The organism is Stenotrophomonas sp. YJH_SMC_131, from assembly GCF_059367975.1.
On the sequence record NZ_JCAFRJ010000011.1, the window covers coordinates 67,044 to 83,292 of the forward strand.

A 16,249-nucleotide genomic window follows, 5' to 3' on the forward strand; every position below is an offset into this window, starting at 1 on the left:
GTAGTGCCGGCCGCTTGCCGGTCAATGAACGGGTAGTGCCGGCCGCTGGCCGGCAACCTCAGAAAGCAGGCAATGCAACCAGCACCCCCGCCGTGCACAGCTCGCCAAGAACGGGCACGCAGGCAGCACGCAATGCGTCCGTTGCCACGTCATGTGTTTCGGACAGCGCCTGCAGTGCCTCATCCACACGCGCGCCGTCGTCACCGAAGACCGAAAGCAGCGCGTAGGCCAGCGGTGACGGTTGCTCGACCTTCAGGCTGAAATCGGCGCGGCGCTGGATCACCAGCAGCGTGGGAGCTGCGCCCAGCACCGGTTCCAGCCCCTCGTCTTCATGCACCGGCCACCGGTACCCAAGCACCCGCACCAGCGGCGAAACCGCCAGCACATCACTGTCCTCGGGTACGCGCTGCAGCAGACACCCAGCGCCACGCGCTTCAATGTGCAGCGACTGCTGCGTGCTCTCGTAGTGCGCCAGTTCCGCCGCCCAGCCCGGCAGTGCCAGCGTGTCCTGTACTGCCAGCCAGGCCGCGAACTCGCCGGCGATCCGCGGGAACAACGGGGTCTGGCAGGCGTGGTGGGCGTAGTAGTGCGCCACGGTGTCGCGCCAGCGCGACGTGCCCAACTGCTGTTGCAGTCGCGGCAGGCTGCCGGCCAGCAGGGTGTCCAGGCTGTCGATGCACAGGCGGCGGTATACCGCCAGCCTGCGCGCCTCCACGCCATCGGGTGCGGTCTTTGCAGGGTCCCGCACATGATCGGCCCAGCGCCGTTGCAGGGTAGCCAGCGGCTCAGCCATGGGCCACCTCCGGCCAACGTGCCTCAGCCTGTGCCTGGCGGATCTGCGCGACCTCGGCCAGCAACCCGGCCAGCGGCGGGAAGTTGAAGTCGCGCTCGAGCAGCGTGGGACGCACGCCCACCCGCATGTAGGCCTCGCGCAACAGCGCCCAGACCACGCCTTTCACCGGCGCACCATGGGTATCGATCTTGAAGCCGTCGTCTTCATCGAAGTGGCCCGCTACGTGCAGCGAGGCGACACGGTGGGACGGCACGTGGGCCAGGAATTCGAAGGCGTCGTAACCGTTGTTGCAGGCATTGACGAAGACGTTGTTGACGTCCAGCAGCAGGTCGCAGTCGGCTTCGGCGAGCACGGCGTTGATGAAGTCGATCTCGCTCATGTCCGCGCCGGCAACGGCGTAGTAGGAAATGTTCTCCACGGCGATGCGCCGGCCCAGCATGTCCTGCACCTGGGCGATACGGCCGGCGACATGGTGAACGGCCTCGGCGGTGAACGGCAGTGGCAGCAGGTCGTAGACATGGCCACCGGCGGCGCAGTAGCTCAGGTGTTCGCTGTACAGCTGCACCTGGTGCAGGTCGAGGAAGGCACGGGTCTGTGCCAGCAGGGTGCGGTCCAGCGGATCAGGACCGCCAAGCGACAGCGACAGGCCGTGGCAGGTCAAGGGGTGGCGCTCGCTGAGTTGGCGCAGCGCGTTGCCGTGTGCACCGCCGACGCCGATCCAGTTGTCGGGGGAGACTTCGAGGAAGTCGATGGCACCGGCCGGCATGGCCAGCAGTTCGTCGATCAGGCCACGGCGCAGGCCAAGACCGGCGGCATGGGTGGGCAGGGGCAGGGACATGGCGGATGCTCCACAGAGAGCGCCGCCTTGAAGGCGGCGCCGGGTGAACGTCGATCAATCGGCAACGCGGGAGAACAGGCCCTTCGGCATCGGCTTGCCGTTGGCGGTGTAGACGCTGCGCAGGTAGTCGTGCGCTTCCTGCTCGCTGATGTAACCGTCGTGGTCGGTGTCGATGCGGTCGAACTCGGCGGCACGCTTGGCGGCCACAGCGTTGAATTCGGCACGCGAGACCTTGCCGTCGTGGTCGCGATCAGTGCGGGCAAACGAGGCGTCGCCGCACTTGCCTTCGCCACACTGGCCCTCGGCCACCTTGGCCTTGCCGGCGGGCTTGCCGGTGGTGGCCTTGTTGGCCCCGCACTTGCCTTCACCGCACTTGCCTTCGGCGGCGGCGCTCATGGCCACCGCGCTGATCGCCAGCGGCTGGATCGCCGCGGCCTGGCCGGCCAGCAGCAGGCCACCGGCCAGGGCGATGCCGATGGCACCGATGCGCGGCAGGCGGGAGGAAGAGGTGTTCTTGGTCGAGATGGACATGGTGGTGACTCCTTGGGAAAGCACGCGGGGCGTGCGGGATGGACGCCGCCGAAGAGGCGACGGAAAGCGAAACGCGCGGGAACAGGGGAGTCGGCTCAGGCGGCGCGGCGACGGCGCAGCAGATGGCCCAGCACCAGCACACCGCCGAGCAGGGCACCGCCGAAGCCGATGCCGGGCAACAGCGCGGCAACCGGCAGCAGCAGGGCGATCAGGCTGACGCCCCAACCCAGGCCGTCATTGCGTGCCGTGGCACGGCCGGACCCGGCCAGCAGCCGGTCCACGCTGAGTGCGCCACCGCCGTTGAGGATCAGTGGCAGCAGCATGGCCAGGAACAGCAACGGCAGCTTGAAGTTGCCGTAGCCCTGGTCGGTGATCGCATAGCCCTGCCAGAGTTCACCCAGGCCGTTCCATTGGTCGGGCCAGTGCACGGCGGCGATGGCAACGATGGTGAGTACCCAGAAGACGTAGGCCACCGAGCGCGTGGCCAGGCCGAGCAGCAGCATCACCGCACCCACCAGTTCCAGCCACGTGGCCAGCTGCCAGTTCAGCGACGCGGGCAGTGTGGAGAACGGGAACGGGAAGCGGCCTTCCAGGTCGGCGAACCAGTTCTGGCCGCCCAGCTTCTCGCGGCCGGATTCAAAGAACTCCCAGGCCAGCAGGGTGCGCAGCGCCAACGGCGAGAGCCAGCGGCCGACGGCGTCCAGGCGGGGCGTATACACGGAAGAAGCGGTGCTGATCATGGTGGTGTCCTGCGGGCCAGTGGTCGATGGAAGCCATTCCAGGCGGCGCAGGTATCGGCAACGTGTGCCGTTGCCCGGGGTTTTGTCAGCGACTGTGGCCGCGGCCGGGGTTTCGTACAGTCAGATACAAAGACGATGCGCGGATGCGCATCGGGGCGTTGCGCGCCCGCGTGCGGGCAGCGATATCCACCCGAAAGCGCCCGGCCAGGACCGGCGCGCGAATGTATCCCACTGTAGAAACCCGCCTGCGCCCTACAGTCCGGTACAACTCCGCGCTGCGGAGAAACAGCGCCGATACACCGGCAGGCGGAAATGGCCACTCCCAACTCCGGAGTGCCCCCATGATCCGTACCTGCTTGCTGGCCGCCGCTCTCGCCCTTGCCGCCGCCGCCCCTGCCTTCGCTGCCCGGGCCGATACCGCTGCACCGCCCACCGTCATCCTGGTGCACGGCGCGTTCGCTGATGGCTCCAGCTGGAGCAAGGTCATCAGCACCCTGCATGACTGGAAGCTGCCGGCGGTGGCCGTCCAGAATCCGCTCACCTCGTTGGCCGACGACGTCGCCGCCACCCGTCGTGCGATTGCCGCTGCGCCTGGCAAGGTGGTGCTGGTCGGCCACAGCTGGGGTGGCACGGTCATCACCGAAGCGGGCAATGACCCGAAGGTGCAGGCGCTGGTGTATGTGGCGGCGTTCGCACCGGATGCAGGGCAATCATCGGCGCAACAGGGCGAAGGCTTCCCGGTCGGTCCGGGCCTGACCCGCCTGCAGGAAAGGGACGGCTACCTGACGTTGCCGGCTGACGCTGTCGCCCAGGACTTCGCGCCGGACGTGATGAAGAAGTCGGCCGCACTGCTGTACAGCACGCAGGTCCCGTTGAAGGCCAGCGCGCTGGGCGAAGTAGTGAACGTTGCGGCGTGGCGCAGCAAGCCGAGCTGGTACGTGCTCAGCCGTGACGATCGCATGCTGTCGCCGCAGCTGCAGGCCGCCACCGCAAAGCGCATTGGCGCGCAGCTGCAATCGATCGGCAGCAGCCATGTGTCGCTGCTTTCGCATCCGGCGCAGGTGGCCGACAGTATCCTGGAAGCGGCGGGGGTGAAGCCGGCGGAACTGCCACTGGCCGAGCAGGGGGGCTGAGCGATGGCCGGCCTGCGTGCGTACGTGCTGCCGTTGCTGATGGGCGTGCCGGGTGGGGCTGCGCTGTTGATGGCCTGGCCCAGCCCGGAGGCCGATGCGCAGCCGGCACGGGCCGTTCCCGCCGCCGGGTTCGACGGTGGCGGGCCCTGGCACAACAGCCCGCCGCTCACACTGGAGCAGTTGCGGGGGAAGGTGGTGCTGGTCGAGTTCTGGACCTACACCTGCAGCAACTGCCTCAACGTGGCGCCGTATGTCCACCAGTGGCATGCGCGCTACGCGTCGCAGGGCCTGAGGGTGATCGGCGTGCATACGCCGGAGTTCGCCTATGAAGGGCTGCCTGGCAACGTGCGCAAGGCCATCGCACGGTTGGACATCGCCTGGCCGGTGGTGCAGGACAACCAGTACCGGATCTGGAACGCCTGGGGCAACCGCTTCTGGCCCGCACTGTACCTGCTCGACCGGCAGGGGCGGGTGGTCTACCGCCATTACGGCGAGGGCGACTACGCACGTACCGAAAGCGAGATCCAGCGCCTGCTGGCCAACCCCTGAGCCGCGCTACCATGGCCGCACCGCGCGGCCTTGACCTTCGTCCTCATCGAGAACGCAATGAACCACGTACCGCACATCCTGGTCGTCGACGATGACAGCGAGATCCGCCAGATGCTGGCCGATTACCTGCAACGCAACGGCCTGCGCGTGAGCCAGGCCGACGGTGGCCGGGCCATGCGCGCGCTGATGGATACCCATGCCGTGGATCTGGTCGTGCTGGACGTGATGATGCCGGGCGAGGACGGACTGAGCCTGTGCCGCAACCTGCGCGCCGGCAAGCATCGTGCGGTGCCGGTGGTGCTGCTGACCGCCCGCGACGACGAAACCGACCGCATCATCGGCCTGGAAATGGGCGCTGATGACTACGTGACCAAGCCCTTCTCTTCGCGCGAACTGCTGGCACGCATCAATGCGGTGATCCGCCGCACCCGGATGTTGCCGCCGAATCTGCAGGTGAGCGAAGCCGGTCGCCAGCTGGCCTTCGGCGAGTGGCGCCTGGACACCACCGCACGCCATCTGCTGGATGCACAGGACACCGCGTATCCACTCAGTGGCGCCGAATTCCGCCTGTTGCGCGTATTCCTCGATCACGCCAATCGGGTGCTCAGCCGCGACCAGCTGCTCAGCCTCACGCAGGGCCGCGATGCCGAACTGTTTGACCGCTCGATCGACCTGCTGGTCAGCCGCGTGCGGCAGCGCCTGGGTGACGACGCACGCGAGCCGACCTACATCAAGACCGTGCGCAGCGAAGGCTATGTGTTCAGCGTGCCGGTGCAGTTGCTGGGGCCGGACGAATGAACGCCACCGCACGCCGCCCACGCTGGCCGCGCACGCTGTCGGCGCGGCTGCTGCTGGTGCTGCTGGGCGGACTGGCGCTGGCCCACGCACTGTCCTTCGGCCTGCTGTTCTTCGAACGCTACCAGTCCACCCGCAGCATGATGCTGCGCAACCTGGACGAAGACGTGGCCGTGAGTGTTGCGCTGCTGGAGCACCTGCCCGCGGACCAGCGCGATGCCTGGGTGCCGCGGCTGGAGCGGCGCACCTACCGTTACCTGCTGCGCCCGGCCGCGGCCGGACCGGGGCTGCAGACCGATCGTGCACGCCAGGTCACGGCGATCATCGATGACAGCCTGCAGCACCGCTATCCGTTGCAGGCGCGCCAGGTGGCTCGCCTGCCGGAGCGGTTCGAGGTGGAACTGCGCCTGCACGACGGCACTCCCTTGACCATTGAAGTCACCCCGTCGGGCCTGCCGCTGGCGCGCTGGCTGCCCGCCGTGCTGCTGGTGCAGCTGGCGCTGCTGCTGGTGTGCGCGTGGCTGGCGGTGCGCCTGGCCATGCGCCCGCTGCAGCAGTTGTCGCATGCGGTGGAGCATCTGCAGCCGGGCAAGGACGGGCCTGCACTGCCTGAAGATGGCCCGGCGGAAGTGGGCGGCGCAGCAGCCGCGCTCAACGCACTGCAGGCACGCATTCGTGGCCATGTCAGTGAACGCCTGCAGATCCTGGCCGCGATCTCGCATGACCTGCAGACCCCCATCACGCGCATGAAGCTCCGGGTGGAGACCCTGCCTGAAGACAGCACCCAGCAGCGGCTGCTGGCCGACCTCGACCACCTTGGGCAACTGGTGCGCGAGGGTGTGGCCTATGCGCGCAGCAGCCACGTCGCCAGTGGCGCGCCGGTGTCGATGGACCTGGGCGCGTTCCTGGCCAGTGTGGTCGGCGATTACGAGGACATGGGCAAGCCGGTCAGTGGCGGTGCGCCCGCTGGACTGGTCGTGCAGACCTGGCCGCAGCTGCTGCGACGGGTGGTCGGCAATCTGGTCGATAATGCACTCCGCTACGCCGGCGCTGCCGAGATCGAGGCCGGCCGCGATGAGGCCGGAAGGGTATGGATCGGAATTTCCGACCGTGGCCCCGGCATCCCCGAGGACCAGCTGCAGGCAGTGCTGGCGCCGTTCCATCGGCTGGAAAGCTCGCGCAATCGCGATACCGGTGGCACTGGCCTGGGACTGGCCATCGCGGTGCAACTGGCGCAGTCGCTGGGCGGCTCGCTGCGGTTGCGCAACCGCGAGGGTGGCGGGCTGATGGCTGAGCTGCAGCTGCCGGGGTAACGGGCGGGGTCGGATCCCCTTGCGGGAGCGAAGGGCTCTGACCCCGATGTGGGATCTGTGACGTTCCTGCACGGCCTTGGGATCGGCGATCATCTGCAGGGAGTGTCAAAACCAGGAAGCACGCAATGCAGGGAACGCAGCATTCAATCCAGCGCCCGCGCCACGTCGCGCTGCTGGTCGGTCTGCTCGCGCTGGCGGCCTGCCAGCGCATACCGGACGCACCGACCGACGCACCCGCAGCGGGCACACCGCCTGCCGCCCCGGCCACCGCAACAGACCTCTCTCCGCTGCTCGACGCCTTGCCGACCTGCGCGCTGGACGGCTGGTACATCGATCAGCTGACCGGGCGCCCGGCCCATCCCTGGTTGGCGGCGAACGCGCCGAAGCCCTGCAAGGAAGACGTGGAGAACGAGATCGCCACGTTCTGCGTGCAGGGGCAGTGGAAGGGGCTGCCGGTGGAAGAGGTGATCCTGCCGACGATGACATTCGTTTCGTTCCGTGGGGCCAGGATCGGCCTGCCGCTGGAGAAGGCACGTCCCATCGTCCGCCAGCGTTTCGGCCAGGACTTCCCGGGTGGTGCGGCTTACGAGGAGGGCCGCGAGCCGAAGCTGATGGCCGATCCCGAAGATGCGCAGCGTTCGTGGCTGCTGTGCAGCACCCCGGAACTGGGCCACGACGTGGACAGCGAGGGAAGCATCAGCTATTCCGGCATGAACCTGCCCTACGACCACGACGGTTGCAGTTACCGCTACAGCCCGGTCGACTTCTGCGATGCGCGGCACCGCGCAGCCATCGAAGATGCCCTCCAGCATCAGAAACCCAATTTCAACCGGCACTACCTGCTGGTACAGGTCGATGATCGTCCGGAGTATTTCCAGCGCACGCTGGTGCTGGTCGATACCCGCACGGGCAGGGCGACGCCACTGCCGTTCGATGCCTTCACCGGGCCGGCGGGAAAGGGCGGTGATGCTACCGGCTACGGGACACTGGAGACGGGCGTGGACCAGCCGCAGTTCTGCCTCGATGGCGCGTTGCTGGTCTACCGCGTGTTCGAGGAAGGGCGCTTCTGCTTCGGTTTTGACGGTGAGCGCTTCACCGGCCATGAAACCCAGTACATGCAGGCAGCGGATGGCCGATGACCGGTATTTCACCCGGGCCATGACATCCTGCCCCGAACCTGCGCAACCGGGACCGAGGCTGTTGAAGGCGAACACGCAATGACCGCGGCGCGGCAGCGCTCGATGTGGGTGGCGGGCCTGTCCACGGTAGTGGAGTGGTACGACTTCACCCTGTACCTGTATTTCGCCACGGTGTTGTCGCGGGTGTTCTTCGGCGGCGGCGAACAGGCGCTGCTGGTCACCCTGGCCGGCTTCGCGGTGTCCTACCTGATGCGCCCGCTGGGCGCGCTGTGCTTCGGCCACCTGGGCGACCGCCTGGGCCGGCGCTGGATGCTGCTGGCTTCGATGGCGTTGATGGCGGCGGCGATGCTGGCCACTGCGTTGCTGCCGACCGCGGCCACCGCAGGTACCACGGCGGGCGTGCTACTGCTGGTATTGCGCTGCGTGATGGCGTTTTCGGTGGGCGGTGAGTACACCGGCGTGGTGGCGTACCTGCTGGAAAGCGCACCGGCGCGGCGGCGTGGCCTGGTGACCTCGCTGGCCTCGGCCGCCAGTGAAGCAGGCGCACTGCTGGCGGTAGCGATCTCGGCGGTCACCGTGGCGCTGCTCGCGCCCGCGCAGCTGGACAGCTGGGGCTGGCGTATTCCGTTCTTCGTCGGCGCTGCGCTGGCACTGGTGATCCTGGTCGCGCGCTCGGGCATGCACGAATCGCCTGAGTTCGAACGCCAGCGCCGCGAAGGCAGCATTCCTGCCACGCCGCTGCGGCATGTGCTGCAGCACCACCCGCTGGCGGTGGCGCGCACCTTCGCGATCTCGGCCTTGGGATCGATCACCTACTACGTGGGCATCACCTATGTGCCTGCGTTCCTGCACGCGCAGGGCCACGATGAGGGCGATGCACTGTGGCTTTCGACAATTGCGGCGGTCGCAGTGATTGCGATCACGCCGCTGTGTGGCGCATTGTCCGACCGCGTCGGGCGGCGGCCGATGCTGCTGGGCCTGACCCTGCTGGCAGCGTTGTTGCCGCTGTCCCTGTTCGCCTGGATGGCACAGGCGCCGCCGTTGGGCATTGCGCTGGCGGCGGTGCTGCTGGCCTGCGTGGCCGGCGGCGTGAGCGCGGTCGCGGCCCCGGCCACGGCCGAGCAGTTCCCCGGCGAAGGGCGGGTGAGTGGGCTGGCACTGGGGGTGACCATGGCCACGGCCTTCTTCGGCGGGGCAACGCCATGGCTGGCGCAATGGTGGGTGGAGCGCAGCGGCTGGGCAGCAGCGCCAGGCGCGATGATCGCGCTGGTGGCGGTGCTGGTGCTGCCGGTGCTGTGGACCCTGCCCGAGACGGTCCCGGGCAGGGCCAAGCGCTAGCGGGTCAGACCTTGAGGGTCTGCTCGATGTCGGCCAGTACCGCGGCCGCATCCACGCCGATGGCGATCGACTGCACCACGTGGCCGTCCCACACGCTGGGACCGAATGCCATGCCTTCCGGCTTGGGAATGGTCATGCCGCGGGCAACACCGTCGGTGGCCACGCGCACGCTGGCGCGCTCGAACTGGAACAGCTCCGGGCGGGTCAGCGCGATGCAGGCGCAGCAGTCATGCACGACCATGCCCTTGTGGCCGGCCTGCAGGTAGAAGTCCACGTAATCCTGCGACAGCGCACGCACCAGCTCGGCGTCGGTACCGCCGATCGCTGCCAGCTTATCCAGGCCGTCACGGTCCATTTCCACGCGGGTGGTCACGTCCAGGCCGATGGCGGTGACCGGCCAGCTGGCAGTGAACACCACGTCGGCCGCTTCGGCATCGCCCCAGATGTTGGCCTCGGCGGCCGGGGTGATGTTGCCGTTGACGTGGAACGCGCCGCCCATGATCACCACGCCGCGCACCAGGCCGGCGATGTCCGGGGCCTGCTGCAGGGCCAGCGCGAGGTTGGTCATGCGGCCGACCGCGACCAGGGTCACTTCGCCCGGATGGGCGCGGACCAGGTCGATGATCAGCTGGTGAGCGGGGCGCGCGTCGGCGGCCACGTCCAGTTCGGTCGGCACCGGGTGGTTGCCCAGGCCGTTGTGGCCGTGGATGTGCACCGGCCAGGCTTCCGGGGTGGCTTCCGGCTGCAGCGGGCCACCGGCACCGCGCGCGACCGGGGCGGCGAAGCCCCAGGCCTGCTTCAGGTACAGCGCGTTGTGCGTGGTCGACTCCACCGAGGCATTGCCGAAGGTGGTGGTGACGCCGATCAGGTCAATCTGGGCGTGCTTGTGCAGGTACAGCAGGGCCAGGGCGTCGTCGACGCCCGGGTCGGTATCGAAAATGACTTTCAGCATGTTGTTGTTCTTCTTCTTCCGTGTGGTGCGGGGGGCGCCGGCGGCCTGGAAGCAGGCAGGCGCGCCCTGCATTGTCCCATCTTCATGACGGGCAGGGCCATTGCCGGGCTGGCAGGCCCATAATGCCCTCCAGTCCAGGCATGGAGCCGCCGAATGTTGACCGTTGCCCTTCTGCTGGTCCTGCTGGTGCTGGGCCTGAACGTGGCGGCTACCGTGGTGATCGTCAGGCGTGATGGCCTGTCGGCGGGTGGCCGCGCGGTGCAGCTGCTGCTGGTCTGGCTGCTGCCGCTGGTCGGCGCCATCCTGTGCCTGGCAGTGGCCACGGCCGATGGCTCAGGCAGCCGGGGGGATGGCGGTGCAAGCCATGACACCTCCGTTGGCTATTCCGGTGACAGCCACAGCCATCACAGCCACAGCAGCTCCGACTGCAGCAGTGATGGTGGTGGGGGGGACGGCGGCAGCTGCGGTGGCGATTGATCAGACGTTTCGGGATGCCGGCCAGCGGCCGGCACTAACCCGCCGAGGTCACGTCCCGGTAGTGCCGGCCACTGGCCGGCAACCTCTTCCCCTCAGCCGCCGCCTTCGGCGGGCAAGCGGCCACGGCACGTTCAGCAGCCCAACCAAGGTCACGTCCCGGTAGTGCCGGCCGCTGGCCGGCAACCAAATCCGCTCAGCCGCCGCCTTCGGCGGGCAAGCGCCCACGGCACGTTCAACAGTCCAACCAAGGGCACGTCCCGGTAGTGCCGGCCGCTGGCCGGCAACCACATCCGCTCAGCCGCCGCCTTCGGTCGGCAAGGGCGCCGGCACGTTCAACAGCCCGCCTGCCGCCACATAGGCGGCCAGGGCCTGGCCCTGGCTGAGCAGATGGCGTTCCATGGTGCGTTCGGCGGCCTGCGCGTCGCGGCGGCGGAAGCACTCCATCAGCTCGCGGTGCTCGGCCAGCGATTGCGCGGTGCGCCCTGGGGTCAGCAGCTGGCGGCCGCGATGCATCTTCAGGATGCGGTGCAGGTCGTGGGTGATGCGGATCAGCCACGGGTTGCCGGCGTAATGCTGCACGGTTTCGTGGATCAGGTAGTTGTTGCGGTAGTACTCGGCGATGTTGCCCTCGGCCGCCGCCGCTTCCATCGCCGCATGCAGGGCCTCCAGCTGTTGCACGCCGGCATCGTCGATGTGCCTCACCGCCTCGTGTGCGCAACGGCCTTCCAGCATGGCCATCACCGGGAACAGCTGGTTGAGGTCTTCCAGCGTCAGCCGGGTGACCCGGCTGCCACGACCGGCATCGATCTGCACCAGGCCTTCGGCTGCCAGCAGCTTCAACGCCTCGCGCAGGGGCGTACGGCTGATACCCAGTTCCTCGCACAGCGCGGGCTCGTCGATCCACTCGCCCGGCGGCAAGCGGTAGTCATAGATGCGCTCGCGCACGTGTTCGGCCACCTCTTCGTACAGAGGCGCGCGCTTCTTCGGTGACCGCGGGGCAGGGGCAATGGCCATGCGCAGAGTGTAACGCCAGGTCGCGCCGGCCAGCGGCCGGCACGACCCGATGGCGGTTACATCCAGCCCGGCACCACGAACACCAGCCAGGCCAGCAACGGCCCCAGCGCCACCACCAGACCGCTGTACACCAGGAAGCGACGGAACAGGCTCTCGCGCTCTTCCTTGGCTGCCGAAGCCACCACCAGTGCGCCATTGGTGGAGAACGGGCTGACATCGACGATGGTGGACGACACCGCCAGCGCGCAGATCACGCCAGCGGCGCTGAGGTGACCCTGCATCAGGAACGGCACGGCCAATGGAATCGTTGCGCCGAGCACCGCGGCCGACGAGGCGAATGCGGAGACGATGCCGCCGACGTAGCAGACCAAAAGCGCGCCGAGCAGCGGGATGCCGATGTCGGAGACGCTGTTGCCGATGAAGTCCACCGCGCCGGCATGTTCCAGCACGCCGATGTAGGTCACCACGCCGCAGATCAGCAGCACGGTCGACCAGCTGATGCCGTCAACCGCGCCCTTCTGGCTCTGCGGCGACAGCAGCGCCAGCGCCACCGCCACGGTGATCGAGACCAGGCCGACGTTGAGGTTGTAGATCAGCGCGGCCACGCCCAGGCCGAGCAGGCCGATCAGGGTGAACAACCGCTCGCGGGTCAGGCTGACCTCATCCAGTGCCGCCGGATCGTTGGACAGGGTGCCGCCGCCCGCTGCGACCAGCGCGCCATGGCCTTCGATCGCGAACTGGCGCGAGGATGCCTGCGGGCCACCGGCCATCGCCAGCTCGGCATTGCCGATCGTTCCCGCTGCCGTGATCGAACCGCGACGCAGCAGGGCGATGCCACCGAAGGCGAAGAAGCAGATCGTCGCCATCATGAAGTTGAAGCCCAGGCTGGTCAGGAACACCGCCATCTCGGTCACTTCCAGCCCGGCTTTCTGCACCACGCCATTGGTGATGCTGCCGTACACGCTGATGGGCGAGAAGCCGCCGGCCTGCGCACCATGGATGACCAGCAGGCCCATCATCAGTGGATTGATGTTGTACTGCTTGGCAAAGCGCAGGGCGACCGGGCCGATGATCGCGACCGCGGCCGGGCCCAGCGCACCGAACGCGGTCAGGACCGCGGTGATCACGAACATCACCCACGGAATGGCCACGATATGGCCGCGTACCGCTTTCACTGCCCAGTGCACCAGCAGGTCAATGGTGCCGTTCTTCTGCGCGATGGCGAACAGGTAGGTGATGCCGACCAGGGTCAGGAACAGATCGCCGGGAAAGCCGGCCAGGACCTCTTTGCCGCCCATGTCGACCCACAGCCCCCCGATGATGAAGGCCAGCGCGAAGGCGACCGCGCCCATGTTGATCGGCATCGCGGTGGCGACGATGAACATGATCACCAGACCGATGATCGTTGCGATTTGTGGACTCATGCGCCCTCCCAGACACGTGACTCACGTACAGCGCGGATGGAGACCCGCCATCCCGGGGTAAGGCGACGTACGGCGTGTTGCGTGATACGTACTGCTCGAACCCGTTACTGCAGCCGTTCCAGCGCGCTGCGGACCCATGCCGCCGCGCCTTCAAGGCTCTGGAACTCTTCCACCGCGCGCACCTCGCAGCACGGATAGGCCGGCGCGACCATGCGCGCCAGCGCGTTGCCCGGGCCCAACTGCAGGAATACCCGCGCGCCGCGCTCGAAGGCCTGGCGCATCACCTGCGCCCATTCGATGGTCTGCGCCAGTTGCAACGAAAGCGTGTTGACTGCCGTTGCGCGGTCCCGCACCGGTCGCGCATCGATGCCGGCCAGCAGCGGCAGGCGTGGGGCCTGCAGTGGCGATGCATCGAGTGCGGCAGCGAACGGTGCGACCGCCGCCGCCAGCAATGGTGTGTGTGCGGGCACGCGCACCGGCAGCAGACGGATGTCCGCGCCCTGCGCCCGCGCTGCATCGGCCAGCCGCTGCAACGAGGCGTGCGTGCCGCCCACGATGAAATGGTCCTGCCCGTTGGCGATGGCCACGTGCGCACCGTGCAGATCGCACAGCGGCTGCAGTACATGGCGTTCCAGGCCAAGCACCGCCTGCAGGCCTGCATCGGCGGGGCTGGCGCTGTCCATCAATCGCGCGCGCTGCGCCGCAAGGGCAAGGCAGGTGGCCGCATCGAAGCTGCCGGCAATGGCGTGCGCGGCGAGCTCGCCGATGCTGTAGCCAGCGATCAGCGTCGGCGCTGGCACGCAGTCGCGCAGTCCTTGCCACTGCGCCAGGCTGGCCGCGCACAGCAGCGGTTGCGCCTGCGCATTGTCGAAGCGGTCTTCGGCCCCAGCGGCGGAAAATACATCGCGTCCGAGCACCGTGCTGGCCAGATCAAGGATGTGGCGTGCGGCCGGAAGATCGCGCACGCGTTCGAACATCTCCGCGTGCTGGACGCCTTGGCCGGGGCAGAGCAGGGCAAGGCTCATGCGACCTCCTGCTGCAGCAGGAACCAGGCACAGGCCAGCAGGTCGGCACTGCCGCCGGGGCTCAGCCGGCGTGCGACGAATCCATCACCGATGCTGTGCAGGCGTGCCTGCCAGCCGGGTACGAAGGCGCCACCGGCATCGAGGAAGCCTCGCGCCTGTTGCTGGGCCCAGCACAGGCCGTTGGCGCCGCCACGGTGCAGCAGGTTGAGGTCATCCACGCACGCGATCAGCTGCACCAGGGTCTGGCACATCGCGGCCTCGCGTGGCAGGTCGCTGGCCAGCGCGTGGCGCAGTGTAGGCAGTGCCACCTCGCGCAGCAGCGGGTAGCCGGCGGCCGCTTGTTCGCGCACACCCTGCACGCCGTGCCGTGCGCGCGCGCGCTGGCCAGGGCTGTTCGCATCAAGTGGTGCGCCGGCGAGCTCGGCAGCCCAGCGGCGCACTTCCTGGCAGACCTGCTCGGCTGCGATGGCACCGCCCGTGCGGCCCCGACAGGCAGCGGAAGCCGCGACCAGCAGGCCAAGGCTGAAGACCGCACCGCGATGAGTGTTGATGCCGGCGGTCGCGCGCAGCATCGCGATTTCGGCGGAGATGCCACACCGGCGCAAGGCATTGAAGTCCGCCTCGGCTGCACCGAGGCAGGCCACGGCGATGAAGTAGTGGCGCAGCGTGAACAGGCTGCGCAGGAACGTGCCGGCGTCCATGTCGTGGTGGCTGCCGCTGTCGAAGGGGGTGACCAACCCTGGCTTGGGTGCAAGGGCCAGTTCGGCGTGCAGGCTGGCGATGGCGAGGCGCCCCAGACGCGCGCTGTCCACGGCAGCTGGCCTGACCGCCGGTTGCACGAGGGCGTTCACGCGCTCACCCCGGTGGAGGCGAACAACGCATCACGTAGTTCCAGTGCGGCACCATCGAGGCGCTTGACCAGTACCTCGCGGCTGCGCCCGGCGTACTCGCGCCAGTTCACCGCGCCACCATCCACCAGGCACAGTTCGCCATCGACCCGATGCCCGAAGGCGCTTTCCCAGTGCTGCAGGCGCTCGACCAGCAGGTCGGCTTGGCGCGCGTCGCCCACCTGCCACAGCAGGTCGATGTCCGAGCGTGCGTGCACATAGGGCAGACCGCTGAGGTGCTGCCAGGCGAAGGCGCCGAACACGCGGGCCGGTGCAAGCCGCAGCATTGCCTGCAGTGCCGCCTGCCAATCAGCCGGAACGCCGCCGGCGAGAATCTGATCCAGGGCAGGGGGAGGCTGCAGGTGCTGGATGTCCTGCAGGGCCACGCGCAGCGCCAGCCGTTGCTTGCCTTCGCCTGGCGGCAGCGGCACCCCCAGGCGAAGCCGCGGGTCGGGATCACCCGCCGCACTGCGTGCCACCATGGCTGGCAGGCCCTGTGCGAACCATGCTGCCAGGCGCGGTTCGTGTCCAGTCACGTCAGCCCGCCAGTCGGCATCGGCCGACAGCCAGGCCAGCGTGTGGCGGGCGGGCCGCTCAGGCATCGCCGTGGGCCACCGCAGTCGAAACCGCTGCCGCCAGGGCGCGACCGCCGCGCTGTGCGCCGCGTGCGGCACGTCGGTCGCCTTCGGCGGGTGTGCGCAGGGCCTGCAGCAGGTGCTGGGAAAGATCGCCTTCCCACAACGAGTCCACCGCACCCATCGCCACGTAGTTGGCCACGCCCGGCGCGAATACCGGCGAGCTCTGGCTGAGCGCCTGCAGCTTCTCCAGCGGTTGCTTGGTAACCCGTGCCATCGCGCGCAGGTCCATCACCCGCACCTGTGCGTCGGGCAGGGCGTGGATGTGGTCGGCCATCAGGCCGAATGACAGGAAGCCACCACTGACCGATTCGCCGTAGACCAGGGTGATCAGGCGCGCACCACGGCGGCGTGCCAGATCGAGCGTCTGCGCGAGATGCGCAAAGTAACCATTGATGCCCAACAGTTCGTCGCGCCGCGCCAGGCGCTGTCCGGCGGTATCCACCAGCATCACGATCGGTCGCTGTGGATGTGCGCCGGTGCTGGCAAGCACGGTTTCGGCCAGTGCCAGTGCGTGGTCCACGCCGACTTCAAGTTTGTCGGCGGTACCGATCACGGCCACCTCGCCATCCTCGGTGGTGGCGCTGCCGGTCAGCACCGAATCGTTCACCGCAATGGCATGCCCATGCGGGAACAGGGCATCGAGCAGGTTCTGCAACGGCATGC

At 68.3% G+C, this 16,249-nt stretch carries 18 protein-coding genes; 7 read left to right on the plus strand and 11 right to left on the minus strand.

All coding sequences use genetic code 11. The features are described from left to right. Nucleotides 1-58 precede the first annotated feature (58 nt). The 4 genes from AC5P56_RS19160 to AC5P56_RS19175 form a co-directional block, all read right to left on the minus strand. Nucleotides 59-793 (minus strand): HvfC family RiPP maturation protein, encoded by a 735-nt coding sequence (locus tag AC5P56_RS19160; protein WP_111205843.1) that lies wholly within the window; start codon nucleotides 791-793, stop codon nucleotides 59-61. Beyond that, entirely contained in the window at nucleotides 786-1,631 is an 846-nt protein-coding gene (locus tag AC5P56_RS19165; RefSeq protein WP_046429440.1) for an HvfB family MNIO-type RiPP peptide maturase, read from the minus strand. The genes AC5P56_RS19160 and AC5P56_RS19165 overlap by 8 nt, the downstream gene beginning before the upstream one ends. 54 nt (nucleotides 1,632-1,685) lie before the next feature. Further along, nucleotides 1,686-2,162 (minus strand): HvfA family oxazolone/thioamide-modified RiPP metallophore, encoded by a 477-nt coding sequence (locus AC5P56_RS19170; protein WP_014646322.1) that lies wholly within the window; start codon nucleotides 2,160-2,162, stop codon nucleotides 1,686-1,688. 95 nt (nucleotides 2,163-2,257) lie between these two features. After that, the gene (locus AC5P56_RS19175) at nucleotides 2,258-2,902 is read right to left on the minus strand and encodes an HvfX family Cu-binding RiPP maturation protein (protein ID WP_014646323.1); all 645 of its coding nucleotides are present in this window, start codon (nucleotides 2,900-2,902) and stop codon (nucleotides 2,258-2,260) included. Nucleotides 2,903-3,243: 341 nt separating this feature from the next. Between AC5P56_RS19175 and AC5P56_RS19180 the strand changes: the two genes are divergently transcribed. The 6 genes from AC5P56_RS19180 (at nucleotide 3,244) to AC5P56_RS19205 (ending at nucleotide 9,169) form a co-directional block, all read left to right on the plus strand. Next, complete coding sequence (locus tag AC5P56_RS19180; RefSeq protein ID WP_288495082.1) at nucleotides 3,244-4,035, plus strand: alpha/beta fold hydrolase; 792 nt, start codon at nucleotides 3,244-3,246, stop codon at nucleotides 4,033-4,035. 3 nt (nucleotides 4,036-4,038) lie between these two features. Continuing rightward, a complete protein-coding gene (locus tag AC5P56_RS19185) occupies nucleotides 4,039-4,584 on the plus strand; it encodes a redoxin family protein (RefSeq protein WP_495231855.1) in 546 nt (181 codons plus the stop codon). 57 nt (nucleotides 4,585-4,641) lie between these two features. Beyond that, nucleotides 4,642-5,382, plus strand: a complete 741-nt coding sequence (locus tag AC5P56_RS19190; RefSeq protein WP_032960784.1) for a response regulator — start codon at nucleotides 4,642-4,644, stop codon at nucleotides 5,380-5,382. Continuing rightward, nucleotides 5,379-6,692: a sensor histidine kinase gene (locus AC5P56_RS19195; RefSeq protein WP_032960782.1), complete on the plus strand. Its 1,314-nt coding sequence runs from the start codon at nucleotides 5,379-5,381 to the stop codon at nucleotides 6,690-6,692. Before AC5P56_RS19190 ends, AC5P56_RS19195 begins: the two co-directional genes overlap by 4 nt. Nucleotides 6,693-6,817: 125 nt before the next feature. Beyond that, on the plus strand, nucleotides 6,818-7,831 hold the full coding sequence (locus AC5P56_RS19200; RefSeq protein WP_495231856.1) for a hypothetical protein: 1,014 nt from the start codon (nucleotides 6,818-6,820) through the stop codon (nucleotides 7,829-7,831). A gap of 78 nt (nucleotides 7,832-7,909) precedes the next feature. Further along, nucleotides 7,910-9,169 (plus strand): MFS transporter, encoded by a 1,260-nt coding sequence (locus tag AC5P56_RS19205; protein WP_495231857.1) that lies wholly within the window; start codon nucleotides 7,910-7,912, stop codon nucleotides 9,167-9,169. Nucleotides 9,170-9,173: 4 nt separating this feature from the next. Here AC5P56_RS19205 and AC5P56_RS19210 read toward each other — a convergent pair whose 3' ends face one another. Then, a complete protein-coding gene (locus AC5P56_RS19210; RefSeq protein WP_075076135.1) occupies nucleotides 9,174-10,121 on the minus strand; it encodes a nucleoside hydrolase in 948 nt (315 codons plus the stop codon). Nucleotides 10,122-10,274: 153 nt separating this feature from the next. On the opposite strand from AC5P56_RS19210, the gene AC5P56_RS19215 reads away from it, so the two are divergent. Next, nucleotides 10,275-10,598 (plus strand): hypothetical protein, encoded by a 324-nt coding sequence (locus AC5P56_RS19215; protein ID WP_495231858.1) that lies wholly within the window; start codon nucleotides 10,275-10,277, stop codon nucleotides 10,596-10,598. Between the two features lie 294 nt (nucleotides 10,599-10,892). Here the strand turns inward: AC5P56_RS19215 and AC5P56_RS19220 are convergent, their stop codons facing one another. The 6 genes from AC5P56_RS19220 to mdcE form a co-directional block, all read right to left on the minus strand. Then, complete coding sequence (locus tag AC5P56_RS19220) at nucleotides 10,893-11,612, minus strand: GntR family transcriptional regulator (protein ID WP_049441166.1); 720 nt, start codon at nucleotides 11,610-11,612, stop codon at nucleotides 10,893-10,895. Nucleotides 11,613-11,668: 56 nt separating this feature from the next. After that, nucleotides 11,669-13,036 carry an SLC13 family permease gene (locus tag AC5P56_RS19225; RefSeq protein ID WP_134808615.1) on the minus strand — a complete coding sequence of 456 codons (1,368 nt, stop codon included), beginning with the start codon at nucleotides 13,034-13,036 and terminating at the stop codon, nucleotides 11,669-11,671. A gap of 104 nt (nucleotides 13,037-13,140) precedes the next feature. After that, on the minus strand, nucleotides 13,141-14,061 hold the full coding sequence (gene mdcH / locus AC5P56_RS19230; protein ID WP_014646334.1) for a malonate decarboxylase subunit epsilon: 921 nt from the start codon (nucleotides 14,059-14,061) through the stop codon (nucleotides 13,141-13,143). After that, on the minus strand, nucleotides 14,058-14,873 hold the full coding sequence (gene mdcB / locus AC5P56_RS19235) for a triphosphoribosyl-dephospho-CoA synthase MdcB (protein ID WP_495231859.1): 816 nt from the start codon (nucleotides 14,871-14,873) through the stop codon (nucleotides 14,058-14,060). The genes mdcH and mdcB overlap by 4 nt, the downstream gene beginning before the upstream one ends. Before the next feature lie 35 nt (nucleotides 14,874-14,908). Beyond that, nucleotides 14,909-15,550 (minus strand): malonate decarboxylase holo-[acyl-carrier-protein] synthase, encoded by a 642-nt coding sequence (gene mdcG / locus AC5P56_RS19240; RefSeq protein WP_262224968.1) that lies wholly within the window; start codon nucleotides 15,548-15,550, stop codon nucleotides 14,909-14,911. Continuing rightward, nucleotides 15,543-16,247, minus strand: coding sequence for a biotin-independent malonate decarboxylase subunit gamma (gene mdcE, locus AC5P56_RS19245; protein ID WP_262225021.1), 705 nt, complete (start codon nucleotides 16,245-16,247; stop codon nucleotides 15,543-15,545). Before mdcE ends, mdcG begins: the two co-directional genes overlap by 8 nt. Between the last annotated feature and the right edge of the window lie 2 nt (nucleotides 16,248-16,249).

Coding starts and splice junctions, on each gene's coding strand:
- AC5P56_RS19165 (WP_046429440.1), bottom strand. CDS start 1,631: ATGTCCCTGCCCCTGCCCACCCATGCCGCCGGTCTTGGCCTGCGCCGT.
- AC5P56_RS19175 (WP_014646323.1), bottom strand. CDS start 2,902: ATGATCAGCACCGCTTCTTCCGTGTATACGCCCCGCCTGGACGCCGTC.
- AC5P56_RS19220 (WP_049441166.1), bottom strand. CDS start 11,612: ATGGCCATTGCCCCTGCCCCGCGGTCACCGAAGAAGCGCGCGCCTCTG.
- AC5P56_RS19190 (WP_032960784.1), top strand. CDS start 4,642: ATGAACCACGTACCGCACATCCTGGTCGTCGACGATGACAGCGAGATC.
- AC5P56_RS19170 (WP_014646322.1), bottom strand. CDS start 2,162: ATGTCCATCTCGACCAAGAACACCTCTTCCTCCCGCCTGCCGCGCATC.
- AC5P56_RS19225 (WP_134808615.1), bottom strand. CDS start 13,036: ATGAGTCCACAAATCGCAACGATCATCGGTCTGGTGATCATGTTCATC.
- AC5P56_RS19185 (WP_495231855.1), top strand. CDS start 4,039: ATGGCCGGCCTGCGTGCGTACGTGCTGCCGTTGCTGATGGGCGTGCCG.
- AC5P56_RS19210 (WP_075076135.1), bottom strand. CDS start 10,121: ATGCTGAAAGTCATTTTCGATACCGACCCGGGCGTCGACGACGCCCTG.
- AC5P56_RS19160 (WP_111205843.1), bottom strand. CDS start 793: ATGGCTGAGCCGCTGGCTACCCTGCAACGGCGCTGGGCCGATCATGTG.
- mdcE (WP_262225021.1), bottom strand. CDS start 16,247: ATGCCGTTGCAGAACCTGCTCGATGCCCTGTTCCCGCATGGGCATGCC.
- AC5P56_RS19200 (WP_495231856.1), top strand. CDS start 6,818: ATGCAGGGAACGCAGCATTCAATCCAGCGCCCGCGCCACGTCGCGCTG.
- mdcG (WP_262224968.1), bottom strand. CDS start 15,550: ATGCCTGAGCGGCCCGCCCGCCACACGCTGGCCTGGCTGTCGGCCGAT.
- AC5P56_RS19180 (WP_288495082.1), top strand. CDS start 3,244: ATGATCCGTACCTGCTTGCTGGCCGCCGCTCTCGCCCTTGCCGCCGCC.
- AC5P56_RS19195 (WP_032960782.1), top strand. CDS start 5,379: ATGAACGCCACCGCACGCCGCCCACGCTGGCCGCGCACGCTGTCGGCG.
- AC5P56_RS19205 (WP_495231857.1), top strand. CDS start 7,910: ATGACCGCGGCGCGGCAGCGCTCGATGTGGGTGGCGGGCCTGTCCACG.
- mdcH (WP_014646334.1), bottom strand. CDS start 14,061: ATGAGCCTTGCCCTGCTCTGCCCCGGCCAAGGCGTCCAGCACGCGGAG.
- AC5P56_RS19215 (WP_495231858.1), top strand. CDS start 10,275: ATGTTGACCGTTGCCCTTCTGCTGGTCCTGCTGGTGCTGGGCCTGAAC.